The sequence below is a fragment of the Xanthomonas sp. CPBF 426 genome (genome assembly GCF_903989465.1).
Taxonomy (GTDB): domain Bacteria; phylum Pseudomonadota; class Gammaproteobacteria; order Xanthomonadales; family Xanthomonadaceae; genus Xanthomonas; species Xanthomonas euroxanthea.
This window is the reverse complement of sequence record NZ_LR861805.1, coordinates 1602695-1619575: the sequence shown is the minus strand read 5'-3', so window position 1 is coordinate 1619575 and position 16881 is coordinate 1602695. Positions and strand designations below refer to the sequence as shown.

16 protein-coding genes are annotated in these 16881 nt (G+C 67.3%); 11 read left to right on the top strand and 5 right to left on the bottom strand.

From position 1 onward, the window contains the following. Window positions 1-37: 37 nt before the first annotated feature. Entirely contained in the window at window positions 38-2893 is a 2856-nt protein-coding gene (locus tag H7A87_RS06885) for a S8 family serine peptidase (protein ID WP_119128986.1), read from the bottom strand. Window positions 2894-3077: 184 nt separating this feature from the next. On the opposite strand from H7A87_RS06885, the gene H7A87_RS06880 reads away from it, so the two are divergent. After that, on the top strand, window positions 3078-4253 hold the full coding sequence (locus tag H7A87_RS06880; RefSeq protein ID WP_119128985.1) for an acetyl-CoA C-acyltransferase: 1176 nt from the start codon (window positions 3078-3080) through the stop codon (window positions 4251-4253). Window positions 4254-4375: 122 nt separating this feature from the next. After that, on the top strand, window positions 4376-4717 hold the full coding sequence (locus tag H7A87_RS06875) for a hypothetical protein (protein WP_104585815.1): 342 nt from the start codon (window positions 4376-4378) through the stop codon (window positions 4715-4717). On the opposite strand, the gene H7A87_RS06870 is transcribed toward H7A87_RS06875, so the two are convergent. Then, window positions 4718-4981 carry a hypothetical protein gene (locus H7A87_RS06870; protein WP_146099341.1) on the bottom strand — a complete coding sequence of 88 codons (264 nt, stop codon included), beginning with the start codon at window positions 4979-4981 and terminating at the stop codon, window positions 4718-4720. On the opposite strand from H7A87_RS06870, the gene H7A87_RS06865 reads away from it, so the two are divergent. The 9 genes from H7A87_RS06865 to pdeM all read left to right on the top strand — a co-directional run bounded on the left by H7A87_RS06865 (window position 4947) and on the right by pdeM (window position 14398). After that, window positions 4947-5273 carry a hypothetical protein gene (locus H7A87_RS06865; RefSeq protein ID WP_104585817.1) on the top strand — a complete coding sequence of 109 codons (327 nt, stop codon included), beginning with the start codon at window positions 4947-4949 and terminating at the stop codon, window positions 5271-5273. The genes H7A87_RS06870 and H7A87_RS06865 overlap by 35 nt on opposite strands. Before the next feature lie 116 nt (window positions 5274-5389). Beyond that, window positions 5390-7099, top strand: a complete 1710-nt coding sequence (locus H7A87_RS06860) for a diguanylate cyclase (RefSeq protein WP_119128984.1) — start codon at window positions 5390-5392, stop codon at window positions 7097-7099. 96 nt (window positions 7100-7195) lie between these two features. Continuing rightward, window positions 7196-7753, top strand: coding sequence for a polymer-forming cytoskeletal protein (locus H7A87_RS06855; protein WP_104585821.1), 558 nt, complete (start codon window positions 7196-7198; stop codon window positions 7751-7753). After that, window positions 7750-8115: a hypothetical protein gene (locus H7A87_RS06850; RefSeq protein ID WP_119128983.1), complete on the top strand. Its 366-nt coding sequence runs from the start codon at window positions 7750-7752 to the stop codon at window positions 8113-8115. Before H7A87_RS06855 ends, H7A87_RS06850 begins: the two co-directional genes overlap by 4 nt. Before the next feature lie 318 nt (window positions 8116-8433). After that, the gene (locus H7A87_RS06845) at window positions 8434-9444 is read left to right on the top strand and encodes a ligase-associated DNA damage response exonuclease (RefSeq protein WP_119128982.1); all 1011 of its coding nucleotides are present in this window, start codon (window positions 8434-8436) and stop codon (window positions 9442-9444) included. Then, window positions 9441-9674, top strand: a complete 234-nt coding sequence (locus H7A87_RS06840; RefSeq protein WP_115676423.1) for a hypothetical protein — start codon at window positions 9441-9443, stop codon at window positions 9672-9674. Before H7A87_RS06845 ends, H7A87_RS06840 begins: the two co-directional genes overlap by 4 nt. Then, entirely contained in the window at window positions 9671-11275 is a 1605-nt protein-coding gene (locus H7A87_RS06835) for an ATP-dependent DNA ligase (protein ID WP_119128981.1), read from the top strand. Before H7A87_RS06840 ends, H7A87_RS06835 begins: the two co-directional genes overlap by 4 nt. After that, window positions 11272-13764 carry a ligase-associated DNA damage response DEXH box helicase gene (locus H7A87_RS06830; protein WP_119128980.1) on the top strand — a complete coding sequence of 831 codons (2493 nt, stop codon included), beginning with the start codon at window positions 11272-11274 and terminating at the stop codon, window positions 13762-13764. Before H7A87_RS06835 ends, H7A87_RS06830 begins: the two co-directional genes overlap by 4 nt. Beyond that, entirely contained in the window at window positions 13754-14398 is a 645-nt protein-coding gene (gene pdeM, locus H7A87_RS06825) for a ligase-associated DNA damage response endonuclease PdeM (protein ID WP_115047635.1), read from the top strand. Before H7A87_RS06830 ends, pdeM begins: the two co-directional genes overlap by 11 nt. Window positions 14399-14430: 32 nt before the next feature. Here the strand turns inward: pdeM and H7A87_RS06820 are convergent, their stop codons facing one another. The 3 genes from H7A87_RS06820 to H7A87_RS06810 all read right to left on the bottom strand — a co-directional run bounded on the left by H7A87_RS06820 (window position 14431) and on the right by H7A87_RS06810 (window position 16837). Then, window positions 14431-15696 (bottom strand): NAD(P)/FAD-dependent oxidoreductase, encoded by a 1266-nt coding sequence (locus H7A87_RS06820; RefSeq protein WP_119128979.1) that lies wholly within the window; start codon window positions 15694-15696, stop codon window positions 14431-14433. Between the two features lie 94 nt (window positions 15697-15790). After that, the gene (locus H7A87_RS06815; protein WP_003488188.1) at window positions 15791-15997 is read right to left on the bottom strand and encodes a cold-shock protein; all 207 of its coding nucleotides are present in this window, start codon (window positions 15995-15997) and stop codon (window positions 15791-15793) included. A gap of 87 nt (window positions 15998-16084) precedes the next feature. Then, entirely contained in the window at window positions 16085-16837 is a 753-nt protein-coding gene (locus H7A87_RS06810; RefSeq protein ID WP_119128978.1) for an S-methyl-5'-thioinosine phosphorylase, read from the bottom strand. Window positions 16838-16881: the final 44 nt, after the last annotated feature.

Genomic DNA, 16881 nt, shown 5'->3' with positions numbered 1-16881 from the left:
CGATCACACACCAACGCTCACCCATGCAACGCGCCGATCAGAAATCGGCGCTGTAGCGCAGGCTCAGTGCGCGATCGTCACCGCGCTCGCCCACCCGCTGGTCATAGCCGAAGCGCAACTGGCTCTGCTGTCCCAATGGAGCGGCCGCGGTGATGCCGAACAGCCCACCCGAGCGCGCCGGCTGCATGCCGCGCAATGGTGCCCATGCATCCACACCGATGAAGCTGGCATCGAGCATCAGACCTTCGCTGCTCAACGCCTGCTGCCATTCGGCATAACCGCCGAGCTGCACGCCGCGCCAGCGATAGGCCGAACGCACGCCGGCCAGCACCTGGGTGCGCGAGGACGTGCTGGCATCGGCACGCAAGCCGAAGCCGTCGCCACCGCTTTCACGGAATCCTTCGCTGCGCAGGCGCACGTAATCCACGCCCATGTAGGGCGTCAGGCTGGCGCGCGCGCCGCCCAGGCGATACCCGGTTTCCAGGTTGCCGCTGAGGTAATTACCGCTGTAGTCGCTGAAGGCATTGCTGCGTTCTTCGCCCAGTTGCAGGCTGCGCTCGATCTGCCGGTTGACGTTGCCGAAACCCAGCTGGCCCAGCGTGTACGCCGCCCCCAGCGTGGTGCCCCAGTACAGCTGCCCCTGCACCTGCCGGTCGCGCCCGCGTGCACCGTCCAGATCGCCCAGGCTGCTGGAGCGCGTTTCGCCGAAGGCAAAACCGGTGACTGCGCCGGACGCCAGGCGCAGGTCGTTGCCCATCATCCAGCCCGAAGTGGCGAATCCCGCGGTGGTCACCCCACCCTCGCCCGGCCCGCCCAGCGCACGCTGCCAGACGCCCAGCAGGCGCGGCTGCTGCGATAGCCCATCGAAATGCGCGGCCAACGCACGCCTGCCCAGATCGATGGTGTCGAAGGTCATCGCTGCCGACTCGGCATGCGCACGGCCGGACAGACTCCGCAGCGAATCGGCGGCAGCCCTGGCATCCGGTGACTGCTGCAACGCCGCTGCGGCGCGGATAAAGCCGCTGCTGATGCCGCCAGCGCCCTGCAGCTGCTGCGCATCCACCTGCTGGAATGCCTGCTCGACACGGATTGCCGAATCCATCGCCGCCGTGCCGGTCATGCCCAGCGTGGCGGCAACGGCGGTGGCATTCAAACTGCGCAGGGCAAGGTAGGCCGTATTGCTGTCGTAGGTCAGCGAGGCATCCAGAAAGGTCACGGCCGCGCCGCGGCTGAGCGTATCGAAGGTGCCCTGCAGCCCGCTGCTGGCCTGCAACAGCGTGTAGGTGGTGTTGTCGACCACGTAATCGCGGCGACCGAGCACCTGCAGATCGCCGGCAATCGTCGCGGTCCCGGTCACGTTCACCCGGTCGCCCACGTTCAGCGCCAGGCGACCGTCGCTGGCCTGGGTGTAGTTGCCTGCGATCGACAGCGTCGCACTGTTGACCTGCAACGTGCCGGCATTATCGACGCGTCCGCCGATCCTGCCCGCGCCGATCAACGCCGCGCCATTGGCAATGCCCACGCGCGCACTCTGCAGGCTGGCCGTCTGCAAGGTGCCCTCCAGCACCTGGGTGTCGCCGTTGAACGTATTGGCCCCACTGCTCAACACCAGCGTGCCGGTGCCGCGTTTGGTCAGGCCACCTGTGCCACTGATGTCGTTGGCCCAGGTGGAACGCAAGGTGTTGACGGTGACATCCACCGTGCCCCAATCGAAGCGCGCCGGCCCCAGCACCGCCTTGCCGACATTGAGCAGGCCGTAGCCGAAGGTCGGGTCGACACCGGCCGCGCCCAGATCGGTCGCCGTTCCCAATAACGTCTGCCGCACCAAGTCGTTGTTGAAGTACGGAAACGCCTGCCACACCAGCGCAGCCGCACCGGACACCAGCGGTGCGGCAAACGAGGTGCCGCTGCCATAGAAATAACGGAGATTGCTGGCGGTGGCATCGGGGTCGAGGAACATCGAGGTGCCCGGCGCCACCAGGCAATAGCGCATCGCCACGCCGCAGGCATTGGAATACGACGCCAGCTGCGTGGGATTGGCGGTATCCAGTGCGCCGACGACCAACCAGCCACGTTCCAGATCGGCGGCCGGCAGCGTGCCGTTCGGGCCCACCTGGCTGGGAAGCGCGGCGGTATCGGACGGTTGCGATCTGGATTCATTACCCGACGCGAACACCACCAGCCCATCGTTGCCGATGACGAACGGCCGGTATTCCTGCGCGATCTGGTTGGTGACGGCCGGGTCGTTCCAATACAGCCCGCCCCACGAGTTGTTCATGATGCGCACGCCTGCGCTGACCAGATCGGCATGCACCGGCGCCAGGCCAAGCGGACCATCGACCTGGTTGCCTTCGCCGCTGCCATCATCGTCCGGCGCTTCGTCGTTGATGATGCGGGCGGACACCAGGCCCGCGCCGCTGGCGATGCCGCCCGGCCACTGGCCCACTGCGCGCCCGGCTGCCAATTGCGCCACGACGGTGCCGTGGCCCACCACATCGCCTGCGGCGACATTGTTCGTGCGCGGATCCACATAGATGAAGCTGTCGCTGACCCGCCCCTGCAGGGCCGGATGATTGGTATTGATGCCGGTATCGATCACGCCGATGCGATATCCCGCACCGGTGAACCCCAATACCTGCGCGGCGCGTGCGTTGGTCAGCGTCAAATGCGCATCGATTGCAGGTTCCGGCGTGGTCGGCGGTGCCACCACCGGCGGAGGCGGGGGCGGAGGCGGCGGTGAAGTCGGCGGCGGCGGGGGTGGTGGCGAGGTCGGTGGCGGTGCCGTCGGCGTGCTCGGTCGGATACCACCGCCCCCGCCACCGCCGCCACACGCGGTCAATGCCACGGCCAACGCCGAGGCCAGGACAGTCCTGGCGACGTCTCTCTTCTGCATTTGGATGTTCTCCCCGAACCCATTCCATGGATAGGGCCCAGTCCCGGGCCCGAACGCCGTCTTTATACTGCATCCTCACACCCCTGTCGCAGCTGAGTGCGTAGCGCATGGCGCCGCATCGGCACGTGCTGGCGCGAACCGGGCGTGAGGCAGATAATCGTTTCACTTTCAACGGTATCTCCTCATGTCCGACATCGTCATCGTTGCTGCCAAACGCACTGCCATCGGCTCGTTCCTTGGTCAATTCAACGGTGTGCCGGCGCCGACACTCGCCGCCGCCGCGATCGAAGGCGCGCTGGCGCAGTCCGGCGTCGCGCCGGCCGACATTTCAGAAGTCATCGTCGGCTGCGTCCTGCCGGCCAACCTGGGCCAGGCGCCGGCACGGCAGGCGGCGATTGCCGCAGGCATCCCCACCTCGACCGGCGCCACCACCATCAACAAGGTGTGCGGCTCGGGCATGAAGGCGATCATGTTCGGCCACGACCTGATCAAGGCCGGTTCGGCCAGCATCGTGGTCGCCGGCGGCATGGAGTCGATGAGCAACGCGCCACATCTGCTGCCCAACTCGCGCACCGGCAACCGCTACGGCAACTTCCAGGCGGTCGACCACATGGCCTGGGACGGCCTGACCAATCCCTACGACGGCCAGGCGATGGGCGTGTTCGGCGAGGCCACCGCCGAGAAGTTCGGTTTCAGCCGTGCCGATCAGGATGCGTTTGCGATCGCCTCGGTCGAACGCGCGCAGGCGGCGCAGCGCAGCGGCGCGTTTGCCGATGAAATCGTTCCGGTCACGGTGGCCACGCGCAAGGGCGAGGTGGTCGTCGACAGCGACGAGCAACCCGGCAAATCCGACATCGCCAAGATCCCGACCCTGAAGCCGGCCTTCAAGAAGGACGGCAGCGTCACCGCCGCCAGTTCGTCGAGCATCTCCGATGGCGCGGCGATCACCGTGCTGATGCGCGCAGACGAGGCGCAACGGCGTGGCATCGCGCCATTGGCACGCATCGTGGGGCATGTCACCCACTCACAGGAACCTGAGTGGTTCACCACCGCCCCGGTCGCTGCGATCAAGACCTTGATCGGCAAGATCGGCTGGCAACTGGACGAAGTGGATCTGTTCGAAATCAACGAAGCATTCGCGGTGGTGGCGATGACGCCGATCGCCGAGCTGGGCATTTCGCACGACAAGGTCAACGTCAACGGCGGTGCCTGCGCATTGGGGCATCCGATCGGCGCATCCGGCGCCCGCCTGGTGGTGACATTGGTGAATGCGTTGCGCACGCGCGGTGGCAAGCGCGGAATCGCGACGTTGTGCATCGGCGGCGGCGAGGCGACTGCCATCGCTATCGAATTGATTTAATTGTTTTTAACGGCGATTTTGCAAAACTGAATGCGCGTACGCTTGACACTGGTCTTTGGACCGTCATCATGTCGGGGGCGCGCAATAGCGCGTTGCCTAATCTAACGACGAGGATTGAAACAATGACCATTAACAAGCTGCTGATCGCAATGGCTCTGGGCCTGGCCCTGACCGCTTGCTCGAAGCCGGAACAGGCTCAGGACGCTGCTGCTTCGGCTAACGAAGCCGCTGCCGACGCTCAGACCGCTGCTGACCAGGCTTCCGCCTCGGGCTCGCAGTCGGCTGACGCCGCTCAGGCTGCTGCCAACACCGCCGCTGCTTCGGCTGACACCGCTGCTGACGCTGCTCAGGCTGCTTCCGGCGCCGCCACCGACGCTGCTGCTGACCAGGCTGCCGACGCTGCCAAGACGGCTGAAGACACCGCCGAAGCTGCCAAGGACACCGCCGAAGAAGCCAAGAAGTAATCACTTCTTAGCTCCAAGCGAGTTCGGAGAAAGCCGCTGGTTTCCAGCGGCTTTTTCTTTGCCTGCGATTTGCCGTAAGCGGGTTGCGTCGCTGTCCAAACCGTCGAACGCGCGGCGTGGATGGCGCATGCCGCCTACCGGCTGAATGGCCGGCAGCGCATTGACGCCGGCTGCATCGGTGCGTGCATAAGCTCCGCCTTCCAACACCGGAACAGGAACAGGACCACCCATGAAGACGATCCGCATGCTGTCGTTGAGCGCCATCGCCGCTTTCACTCTCGCCGCTTGCCAGGGCCCTGACGCCGAGCAGGCGCAACGCGATGCCGCCTCCGCTGCCAAGCACGCGGCGGCTGCGACCGAACAGGCTGCCGATCGCGCAGCCGTGCAGGCCAAGGCCGCCACCGCCGATGCACGCGTGGCAGCACGTGAACTGGCCGCCGATGCGAGCCGCGCAACCGCCAACGCCGCAGATGCCACCGCCGATAAGACCCGCGAGATGGCCAACAAGGCCGAGCAGAACGCCGACAAGCACGACGCCGAACATCCGCAGCACTGATCGACCGTGTGACCGTCTCAACAGTTTGCAGATGTGCCGGCCAGATTGCGCCGGCGCATCTGCGTCCTGCCAACGGCAACCTCGTGTTGTCCAGTCTGGCGGGCTAGCATCCGTCCATGCCCTTCTCTTTCACCGCGCGCCGCCGCAACCAGCTGGCGCTTGCGTTTTCCGCCCTGATCTTCATCGCCATCGGTGTCGGCATCTTTGTCGGTGCCCGCCGCTCACTGGCCGACGCGGCACTGGTCTCGCATACGCATGAAGTGATCGGCCGGGTCGACGAGATCCAGGCGCGTGTGCTGGACGCCGAATCGGCGCAGCGCGGCTTTCTGCTGACCGGCAACGATGCCTATCTGCTCGACTATCAGACCAGCGTCGAGCGCCTGCCGATCCTGCTCGACAACCTGCGTCGCCTGATTGCCGACAACCCCGACCAGGTGCAGCACCTGGACAGCTTGCGGCGACTGGTGGAAACGCGACTGCAGCAGATCCAGCATGTCCTGGACGTGTACGCACAGGACGGCCTGGAGCCGGCGCGTGCCGGCATCCGCCAGACCGCCTTCCGCACCACCAGCGCGATCCGCGAGCAAGCGCTGACCATGGTGCAACGCGAGCAGGAACTGTTGACGCAACGCGCCGAAAGCAGCCGGCAGAGTGCGGCCTTGTTGCTGATGCTGGCACTGGCCGGCATCCCGTTCGGGCTGGCGGTGGTCGGCCTTGTCTATGCCCTGCTGATGCGCGAGCTGCGGCATCGCTCGCAGGCCGAGAAAGAGGCGGCGCAGGCCAATCGCGAGTTGGCCGACAGCGTCGTGGCGCTGCAACGCAGTACCGCCGATCTGAATCTGCTCAGCCGCTACACTGGCCTGCTGCAGGGCTGCATCAGCGCGGAAGAGGCGCTGGTGGTGACCAGCCGCACCCTGGCCAGCCTGCTGCCGGGCGTTGCCGGCAGCGTCTATCTACTGCGTGCCTCGCAGGATCGCGCCGAGGCGATCAGCCACTGGGGCGAGCCGCTGGTGCACAGCGCGCCGCATCTGTTGCCTGAAGAGTGCTGGGCGCTGCGCCGCGGTCAACCGCACATCATCGAAGACCTGGCACGGGATGCACCATGTGCGCATATCGGCGCGCCCGAGCACGGCAGCGCCGTCACCACCGCATGCCTGCCGATGTCTGCGCAAGGCACCCAGCTCGGCTTCCTGTTCCTGTCTTCGCCGGGCCCGGGGCCGATGCCGCGGCTGGAAATCGCCGAGGCGGCCGCCGAACAGCTGTCGTTGGCGCTGAGCAATCTGCGCCTGCGCGAATCGCTGCGCCGGCAGTCGATTCGCGACCCGCTGACCGGGCTGTACAACCGCCGCTATCTGGAAGAATCGCTCAGCCACGAGCTGGCGCGCTGCGCACGCCGCAGCCTGCCGTTGTCGGTGCTGATGCTGGACGTGGACCACTTCAAGCAATTCAACGACAGCCAGGGCCACGCCGGCGGCGACCTGTTGCTGGCGGCGCTGGGCGAGTTGCTGCTGACCCGGTTGCGCGCCGAAGACGTGGCCTGCCGCTATGGCGGCGAAGAATTCACGGTCATTCTTCCCGAGGCCGACGGCGCCGAGGCAGCGCGTGTGGCCGAGGCCATTCGCGGCCATATCGTGGCGCTGGCAGTCAGCGACGGCCAGCGCGCGTTGCCGCGGGTGACGGCCTCGATCGGCGTGGCCAGCTTCCCGGTCGATGGCGAGCTGGGAGCCAGCCTGCTCCAGAAGGCCGATGCGGCCTTGTACGTGGCCAAGCGCGGCGGACGTAACCGGGTCGAGCGGCACGGCGCGGCCAGGCCCGCAGTGGACTGAGCACGCGCGCCATCGACCTTGGTTTGCGCAATCCATCACACAAAAGATCGGCCCACGCGGCGATAGTCGGCTTTGATCCCCTGGCGAGGCAGTCCGATGTCGATGTGGCGCGATCAAGGTCCCAACAAGAAAGACGGCGTTCCCGCAGCAGCTGAGGTCCCCGCGGCCGATGGGCGGCTGTTCACTGCCGAGGCCAGCCCGGCGCCGCCGGTCCCTGCCCCCGCGCCCCCCAGTGCCGCGCCCGCCGCGCCTGCACCACAGCGCCACGGCGAGGCCAAGGAGTCGCTGATCGCCGCCGACATCAGCATCGAAGGCAAGATCGAGGGCGCCGGGCACGTGCGCCTGGCTGGCCGTTTCAAGGGCGATGTCAACGTCAAGGGCGATCTCACCATCGAGCGTGGCGCCAAGCTCAACGGCGGCGTCCGTGCCAACAAGGTGATCATCGCCGGCGAGTTGGAGGGCAATATCGAATCGGCCGCGCAGGTGGAACTGCAGACCTCCGGCGTGCTGGTCGGCGACGTCAAGGCCGGCAGCCTGACCGTGGCCTCGGGTGCGCGCATGCGCGGCCAGGCCGATTTCGGCTGGGGCGAGGACACCGGCAAACCGGTCGGGACGGCCAAGCCGGTTGTCAGCGGAGACAGCGACGCCACATGACCGCGCTCCGCCCGGGCACGCCCGGTGCCACGCGCAGCTGCCCGCATTGCAAGGCGACGATCCTGGAAAGCGCCAGCGTCTGCCCTGCGTGCAAGCACCACCTGCGCTTCGACTCGGCGGCGGTGCAGCACGCACAGCCGGCCCCGATCGTGCCGCTCAAGGTGGACGGCACCATTCGCCATCCCGCCGATGGTGATCCGTGGGAATACACCGTGGTGGTGGTGGTGCGTAACGGCAAGGGCGAGGAGATCAGGCGCCAGGTCGTGGACGTGGGTGCGATGCAGGGTGGCGAAGAGCGCGGCTTTACGCTGGCGGTGGAGGCGACCGCCGTGCGCGCGCCTGGACGGCGGGTGCGGCATTAGGGGTTGGGGCGGGGATTGGGAATCGGGAATCGGGAATCGGGAATCGAGGTGGATGATGCGGGCTAGCGCTTGCGTGGGTGTTCGATTTCCGAGTCTTGACTGATTGTTCCGGTGAGCAATGGCGCGAGCTGGCGGCGTGCGTGCCGCATTGAAGGCCAGCTCACGCCCCGCCAGGCGCTTGATCGATTCGATGGCCTTGCACTGATCGTGCACTGGCTCGATTAGCGATTGCGATCTGCAGGCCTTGCCGCATCGGTGCACCGATGCGTGCCATTCCCATTCTCAGGATCTGCACACCGGCTTGGCCAGAGTTGCCGCATGCGCAATGGCAACGAACAATCTGGCGATCTGGTGGTGCTCGGGCCCGAAGGCCTGTATTGCCCGCAGGGTGATTTCCATATCGATCCCTGGCGGCCGGTGCCACGTGCGGTGATCACCCACGGACACGGCGACCACGCACGCAGCGGCATGGGCGAGTACCACTGCACGCACGAGAGCCTGCCGATCCTGCAATGGCGCCTCGGCGAGCAGGTCTATCACACGCATGCCGACGGCGAAGCGTTCGATCTGGGACGCGCGCGGGTGTCGTTGCATCCGGCCGGGCATGTGCTCGGCTCGGCGCAGGTGCGCATCGAAGTGGACGGCGAGGTCTGGGTCGCCTCGGGCGACTACAAGCGCCAGCACGATCCCACCTGCAAGCCATTCGAAGTGGTGCCCTGCGACACCTTCATCACCGAAGCGACCTTCGGGCTGCCGGTGTATCGCTGGCCGGACACCTCCGATGTCGCGGCCGACATCGTCGCCTGGCGCCACGAATGCGCCGAACGTGGCGAGGCGGCCATTCTGTATTGCTATGCCTTGGGCAAGGCGCAACGCGTGCTGGCCGAATTGCGCGCCTGGGACACGCAACCGGCGTTGCTGCACGGCGCCATCGCCGTGGGCGTGGAGGTGTATCGCCAAGCCGGCATTCCGATGCTGGACACCCAACCGGTCAGCGAACACGCGCGTGGCGCCGACTATGCCGGGCAACTGGTGCTGGCGCCGCCATCGGCGGCCGGCAGTGCCTGGATCCGTCGCTTCCGGCATGCGCAACAAGGTTTTGCGTCGGGCTGGATGCGCATTCGCGGCAACCGCCGTCGGCGCAATTACGACCGCGGCTTCGTGGTGTCCGATCATGCCGACTGGCCGGACCTGCTGCGCACCATCGAAGACACCGGCGCACGGCGGGTGATCGCCACCCACGGCAACACCGATGCCTTGATCCAGCACCTGCTGGAGCGCGGCGTCGCTGCCGAAGCCTTCCGTACCGATTTCGGAGCCGAGGAATGAACCCCTTGCCTGCACGCCGCTATGCGCGCGCGCGCCCACGCCTGCGACTGACCGGCGCCCTCGCGTTCCGCCGGCACGCATTGGCATTTCGCCTACATCGCGCAGTGCCGGCCGCGGTGATCGGGCCGCCGCGGCCCTACCGGCGTCCACGCTGCCTGAGCGCGTTTACGCGCCGCGCACTGGAGCTGCGTGCTGCCGACCACCGCGCATACCTGCAGGGCCCGGCGTGAAGCGATTTGCCGCGTTGTACCGCACCCTGGATCGCAGCACCGGCACGCTCGACAAGCGTGCGGCCTTGGTCGCCTACTTCAGCAGCGCACCGCCGCTGGATGCGGCGTGGGCGCTGTACCTGCTGGCCGGCGGCAAGGTGGCCGGCACGCGCATGCGCATTGCCAGCAGTGGCGAATTGCGCGAATGGATCACCGAAGCCGCCGGCATCGCCGACTGGTTGGTGGCCGACAGCTACGACCATGTCGGCGACCTGGCCGAGACCTTGGCCTTGTTGCTGGACGACCCGATCACCGAAGCGGCCGATCTGCCGTTGGCCGACTGGATCGAGCAGCGGTTGCTGCCAATCGCCAATCAAGATGTCGAGGTGCGCAAGGCCTGCATCGTGCAGGCGTGGCGCAGCCTGGCCTTCGACGAGCGCCTGGTGTTCAACAAGCTGCTGACCGGCGCCTTGCGCGTGGGCGTGTCGCAGCGCCTGGTGCAGCAGGCGCTGGCGGAGATGTCCGGAATCGAGATCGCACGCATCGCGCAGCGCATGCTCGGCAGCTGGCGGCCGCATCCGACCTACCTGGCCAACCTGCTGACTGCCGAAGAACTGCCCGGCGATCGTCAACAGCCCTACCCGTTCTTTCTCGCATCGCCACTCGAAGCCGAGGTCGAAACGCTGGGCACGGTCGATGACTGGTTGCTGGAATGGAAGTGGGACGGCATCCGCCTGCAGCTGATTCGACGCGCGGGCGAAGCGGCGCTGTGGTCGCGTGGCGAAGAACGCCTGGATGGCCGCTTCCCGGAAATCGAACAGGCCGCGCTGCAGTTGCCCGATGGCACCGTCATCGACGGCGAGCTGCTGGCCTGGCAACCGGAGCAGCCCTTGCCGATGCCGTTCACCGCATTGCAGACGCGCATCCAGCGGCTCAAGCCCGGGCCAAAGACCTTGGCGGCGGCGCCGGCGCGGGTGGTGGCCTACGATCTGCTTGAGCTCGGCGGCGAGGACTTGCGCGAACGTCCCATGCAGGAGCGCCGCGCGTTGCTGGAAGGGGTGCTGGGCACGCTCGCCGACCCGCGTATCGTCGCCTCGCCGCTGGTGCAGGTCGGCGACTGGCAGGCGGCGGCGCAGGTGCGCCTGGATGCCCGCGAACGCGGTGTGGAAGGGCTGATGCTCAAGCGCGCCAGCTCGATCTACCAGTCTGGCCGCCGCCGCGGCGACTGGTGGAAATGGAAGATCGACCCGCTCACCATCGATGCGGTGCTGCTGTATGCGCAGGCCGGCCACGGTCGCCGCAGCACGCTGTATACCGACTACACCTTCGGGCTATGGCACGAGGGCCAGCTGGTGCCGATCGCCAAGGCCTACTCGGGTCTGGACGACAAGGAGATCCTGCAGCTGGATCGCTGGATCCGCGCCAACACCACCGAGCGCTTCGGCCCGGTGCGTGCGGTCACCGCGCATCATGTCTTCGAGCTGGGGTTCGAAGCGGTCAACCGCAGCGCGCGGCACAAGTCCGGCATTGCGGTGCGTTTCCCACGCATCCTGCGCTGGCGGCAGGACAAGCCGATGAGCGAAGCCGATCACCTGAGCAGCCTGCAGGCGCTGGCACGGTGAGTGCCGCGCAGCAGACGCGCGGTACGCCCTTGCAGCAATGGCGTGCCTGGTTCGCGCAGCGCGGCTGGGCGCCGTTGCCGTTTCAACGCGATGTGTGGAAGCGCTATCTCGCCGGCGAGTCCGGCTTGCTGCATACGCCCACCGGCAGCGGCAAGACGCTGGCTGCCTTCGGCGGGCCACTGCTGGAAGCCTTGTCCACGCGTGGACGCAAGCCGGCGAGCAAGCCCGCGCCGGCCGCGCGGCGCCAACAGCAACGCACGCTGCAGGTGCTGTGGATCACGCCGCTGCGCGCACTCGCCGCCGATACCGCACGCGCCCTGCGCGAGCCGGTGGAGGCCTTGGGGCTGGATTGGCAGGTGGGCCTGCGGACCGGCGACGCCAGCGCGCGCGACAAGCGGCTGGCGCGCAGCGGCAAGCTCGATGTGCTGGTCACCACGCCCGAATCGCTGGCCTTGCTGTTGTCCTACCCCGACACCGCGCCACAGTTGTCGGCGCTGCGCTGCGTGATCGTCGACGAATGGCATGAGCTGCTCGGCAACAAGCGCGGCGTGTTGCTGCAGCTGTGCCTGGCGCGGCTGCGCGGCTGGGCGCCGGCGCTGCGCATCTGGGGCCTGTCGGCGACGCTGGGCAACCTGGCGCAGGCACGCGACGTGCTGCTGCCGCATCTTCCCGATGCTGCGCTGGTCTCGGGCGTCAAACCCCGCGCGATGACCCTGGAAACGCTGCTGCCCGACAGCGGCGAGCGCTTTCCGTGGGCCGGGCATCTGGGCCTGGCGCAGCTGGCGCGCGTACTGCAGAAGATCATGCAGCAGCGCACCAGCCTGGTGTTCACCAATACGCGCGCGCAGGCCGAGTTGTGGCATCAGGCCTTGAGTGCGGTGTGGCCGGACGACCTGGCCACACTCGCGCTGCATCACGGCTCGCTGGACCCGTCCTTGCGTGCGGCCGCCGAACACGGCTTGCGCGATGGCAGCCTGCGCTGCGTGGTCGCCACCTCCAGCCTGGACCTGGGCGTGGATTTCCCCGCCGTCGATCAGGTGCTGCAGGTCGGCAGCCCGAAAGGCATTGCGCGCCTGCTGCAACGCGCCGGCCGCGCGCGCCACCGTCCGGGCGAATCCGGGCATGTGGTGTGCGTGCCCTCGCATGCGCTGGAGCTGGTGGAGTATGCCGCCGCGCGGCGCGCCATCGCGCACGGCCAGATCGAAGCGCGGCCGCCGCCGCGGCTGTCGCTGGATGTGTTGGCGCAGCACTGCGTGACCCTGGCACTGGGTGGCGGCTTTCAGGCCGATGCAGTGTTCGAGCAGGTGCGCGGCACCGATGCGTTTGCAGCACTGGATCATGCCACCTGGCAGGCGGTGCTGGACTTCATCGTGCAAGGCGGCAGCGCGCTGGCGCACTATCCGGATTTCCACAAGGTCGTGCGCGACGAACAGGGCGTGTATCGCGTCATCGATCGGCGCGTGGCGCTGCGGCATCGCCTGTCCATCGGCACGATCACCAGCGACGGCAGCGTGCGCGTGCAGTTCCTGCGCGGCGGGCGCCTGGGCGCGGTGGAGGAACAGTTCGTCGGCCGTCTACGCCGTGGCGACCGGTTTCAATTTGCCGGCCGTTTGCTGGAGCTGGTGCGGCTGGAAGACATGACCGCCTATGTGCGCGTGGCCAAGGGCGGCAGCGGCGTGGTGCCCAAGTGGATGGGCGGACGCATGCCGTTGTCGTCGGCCCTGGGCCGCGAGGTCGAAGCGGTGTTCGCCGATCCCGGCGACGCGCCGGAGATGCAGGCGCTGGCACCGTTGCTGCGCCTGCAATCGTCACTGTCCTCGTTGCCCGGCCCTGACCATCTGCTGGTGGAAAGCATCAAGGCGCGCGATGGCCGGCACGTGTTCGTGTATCCGTTCGCCGGCCGCCAGGTCAACGAAGGGCTGGCCGCGTTGCTGGCGGCGCGCTGGGGCCGGCGCCAGCGCAATACCTTCAGTTTTGCTGCCAACGATTACGGCTTTGTGCTGTCGCCGGCGCAGGATGTGGACCTCGATGCGGGCGTCTTGCAGGCCTTGCTGTCGCCGGAGGGCCTGTTTGCCGATCTGCGCGACAGCCTCAACCTGGGCGAGCTGGCACGCCGCCAGTTCCGCGAGATTGCGCGCGTGGCCGGTTTGCTGTCGCCATCGTTGCCCGGCCGTGCACCACGCAGCCTGCGTCAGCTGCAGGCCTCCAGCGGATTGCTGTACGACGTGTTGCAGCGTTTCGATCCGGATCACCTGCTGCTTGCCCAGGCCGAGCGTGAAGTGTTCGAAGGCCAGCTCGAGCTGGCGCGGCTTGCGCACGCACTGGAAGATTGCGCGCGGCGCGACCTGCGCCTGTGCAAACCGCGCAGCCTCACCCCGTTGTCGTTTCCGCTATGGGCCGAACGTGTGCGCGGCCAACTCAGTACCGAAGACTGGAAGGCCCGCGTGTTGCGTGCTGCCGAACAACTGGAGCGCAAACATGGGCGATAGCGTGCAGCTGCAGCTGGCCGGCGAAACGGTGGAACTGCTCGGCGAACGCGCACTGTATCGGCCGGCACAACGCGCCTTGTTGATCGCCGATCTGCATCTGGGCAAGGCCGATGTGTTCCGTCGCGCCGGCATCGGGATGCCGGCCGGCGGCACCGCGCACGATCTGGAGCGGCTGGATGCGCTGCTGGAACAGCGCGAGGTGGACGCGTTGTGGATACTCGGCGACCTGCTGCATGGCCCCGCACCGCGCGCAGCCTGGCACCGCCGCTGGAGCGCATGGCGCGAGCGGCATTGCGCATTGCGCGTGATCGCCATCCGCGGCAATCACGACCGCGCCTTGGCCGGCGCCGATCTGCATATCGAGCCGGCCGGCGAACAGGTGGAAGATGGCCCCTTCGTGCTGCGCCACGATCCGCTGCCGCATCCGACCGGGCACGTGCTGTGCGGGCATCTGCATCCGCTGGCCGCACTGCCCGGCATGGCGCGTCGCTGGCCGGCGTTCTGGTTGCGCGAACGCGTCACCATCCTGCCGGCGTTCTCGCATTTCACCGCCGGCATCGTGCCGACGCTGGTCGAAGGCGAACGCCTGGTTGCCTGCGTGGAAGACGATGCGCTGGCGTTGCCGGTGCGCTAGCGGGCGCGGCCGTGCGTGAGCCGCAACGGCCTCTATGCGGCCGCTTCGGTCTTGTCGACGGCCACACGCGGCAACGGTTGCGACAAGGCCTCCACGAACTCCGGCGCCAATGCCAGTTTGCCGAACCAGCCGTGCTGGGTGCCGCTGAGCACGCGCAACATGTGTCCGCGCCCGCCGGGCACGCGCCCCATCGGGTGCAGCAGCAGGTCGCGCCCGTGCGCCCACAGATCGCGTTCGGACTGGAACAGCGGCGTCAGCCAACGGCTCCAGCGGTGGTAGATCGCCACATGCGCCTGGCGCTCGCGCTGGTAGCGCTGCAAGGCCGCATCCAGATCGGCACCGGCCCGCAAGGCATCGCGCAGCGCCAATGCGTCCAGCAGCGCCATGTTGACGCCCTGCCCCAGCTGCGGACTCATCGCATGCGCAGCATCGCCGGCCAGCACGAAACGGCCGCGATGCCAGCGTTTGACCACCGCGTCGCGGTAACTGGCACGCGCCAGTGCGCCATGCACCTGCACGCTGTCCAGACGCGCATGCGCCTGCGGCCACATCTGCGCGATCTCCTCGCGCCATGCGGCAATGCCGCGCTGCTCCCATGCGGCAAAGTCGCTGCACGGCAGGCTCCAGAAAAAACTCAGCCGCGGGGTGTCGTCGCCCGGGCGCGTGCCCACCGGCAGCAGGCCGATCATCTTGCGCGCGCCGATATAGCGCTGGCGTAACTCGTCGACAAACGGCCAGTCCTCGCGCGGCAGCAGACACCACAACGCCCCCCACGGATACACCCGATCCAGCCGCGTGCCCTGCGCCTGCGCGCGCAAGGCCGATGCGGAACCATCGGCGGCGATGATCAGATCGTAGCGGCCATGCCAGTGCCCACGCTGGTCCTGCACGCGCACGCCGTCGTGATCGATGGCGGTGATCTGCGTATCCACATGCAGTTGCGCGTGCTCCGGCCAGGCCTCGCGCAACAGCGTGAACAAGGCGCCGCGCTGCATCCCCAGGCCCATCAGCCGCGCATCCAGGTCGCGATACTGCATGTCCATCACCGCGCGTCCGCACGGCGTTTCGCCATACAGCCGGCGCACCGGCGCGCCATGCGCAAGCGCCTGCGGCAGCAGTCCCATCTTCCACAGCACCTGCAAGCCGCTGGGCTGCAGCAGGAACCCTGCGCCCACCGGCCCGGGCGCGGCAGCGCGTTCGAACACGTCCAGTCGATGCCCGTCGGCGCCCAGCAGCGCGGCCAGTGCCTGCCCCGCCGTGCCATAGCCCACTACCGCAATCCGCATTGTTCGCTGCATGTCCTTCGCTCTTTGAAGCTCACCGACCCCGCATGGACCGATGCAAAAAAAACCCCGCCGTGGCGGGGTTCTTCAACCGCACAATCGAGTCACATCACTCGACCGGCGTGATGTTCGAAGCCTGGGCACCCTTGGGGCCCTGGGTCACGTCATAACTGACGCGCTGGCCTTCCTGCAGGCTGCGGAAGCCCTTGGAGTTGATCGCGGAGAAGTGCGCGAAGACATCGGCGCTGCCGTCCTCCGGTGAGATGAAGCCAAATCCCTTGGCGTCGTTGAACCACTTGACGGTACCGTTCGGCATGGTGATGCGAGACCTTTGCAATAATTAATGGGTGGTGTACGGCAATGCGTACGCGCCGAGTATGCAAAGCTTATGCCCCGATGACAATCACCCGCGTGCAAGTTCGCCAATCAGCTCCGGCAATCCGGACGAGGCGGCATCGACGTTGGCCAACACCTCCGCCATGGTGATTTCCTGCGCGTCGCCGCAGCCGGCCGCCCAGTTCGCCACGATCGCCAAACACGCATATTCCAGGCCTTTTTCGCGTGCAAGACCGGCTTCGGGCATGCCGGTCATGCCGACCAGATCGCAGCCGTCGCGACGCATGCGGGCGATCTCTGCAATCGTTTCCAGCCGCGGTCCCTGGGTGCATCCGTAGCATCCGCCGGCAACCATCGTGACGCCGGTCACCTTGGCCGCGGCGATGACCTTGCTGCGGAACATCGGCGAATACGGATGACCGAAATCCACGTGCTGCACCTCGCTGCCCGGCTCTTCGCAGAAGGTGGACACGCGGCCCCAGGTGTAATCGATCAACTGATCCGGGCAGGCCAGTACGCGCGGACCGAACTGCTCGGTGATGCCGCCGACGGTGTTGAGCGCCAGCACGCGCGCAGCGCCGATTTGCTGCAGCGCAGCGATGTTTGCGCGGTAATTGACCTTGTGCGGCGGCAGCGAATGGCCTTCGCCATGGCGCGCCAGGAACGCCACGCGGTGGCCCAGCAACATGCCGACGTGGATCGGGCCGGAGGGCGCGCCATACGGCGTTTCGATAGCGTGCGTCTGCACCTCGTCCAGCTGGGCGAGCTTGTAGACGCCAGTGCCGCCGATGACGGCCAATGCGATGGAATTGGGGGACACAAGCAACCTCTGCTACAAAAAGACATGACGGTGCGCGCACGCGT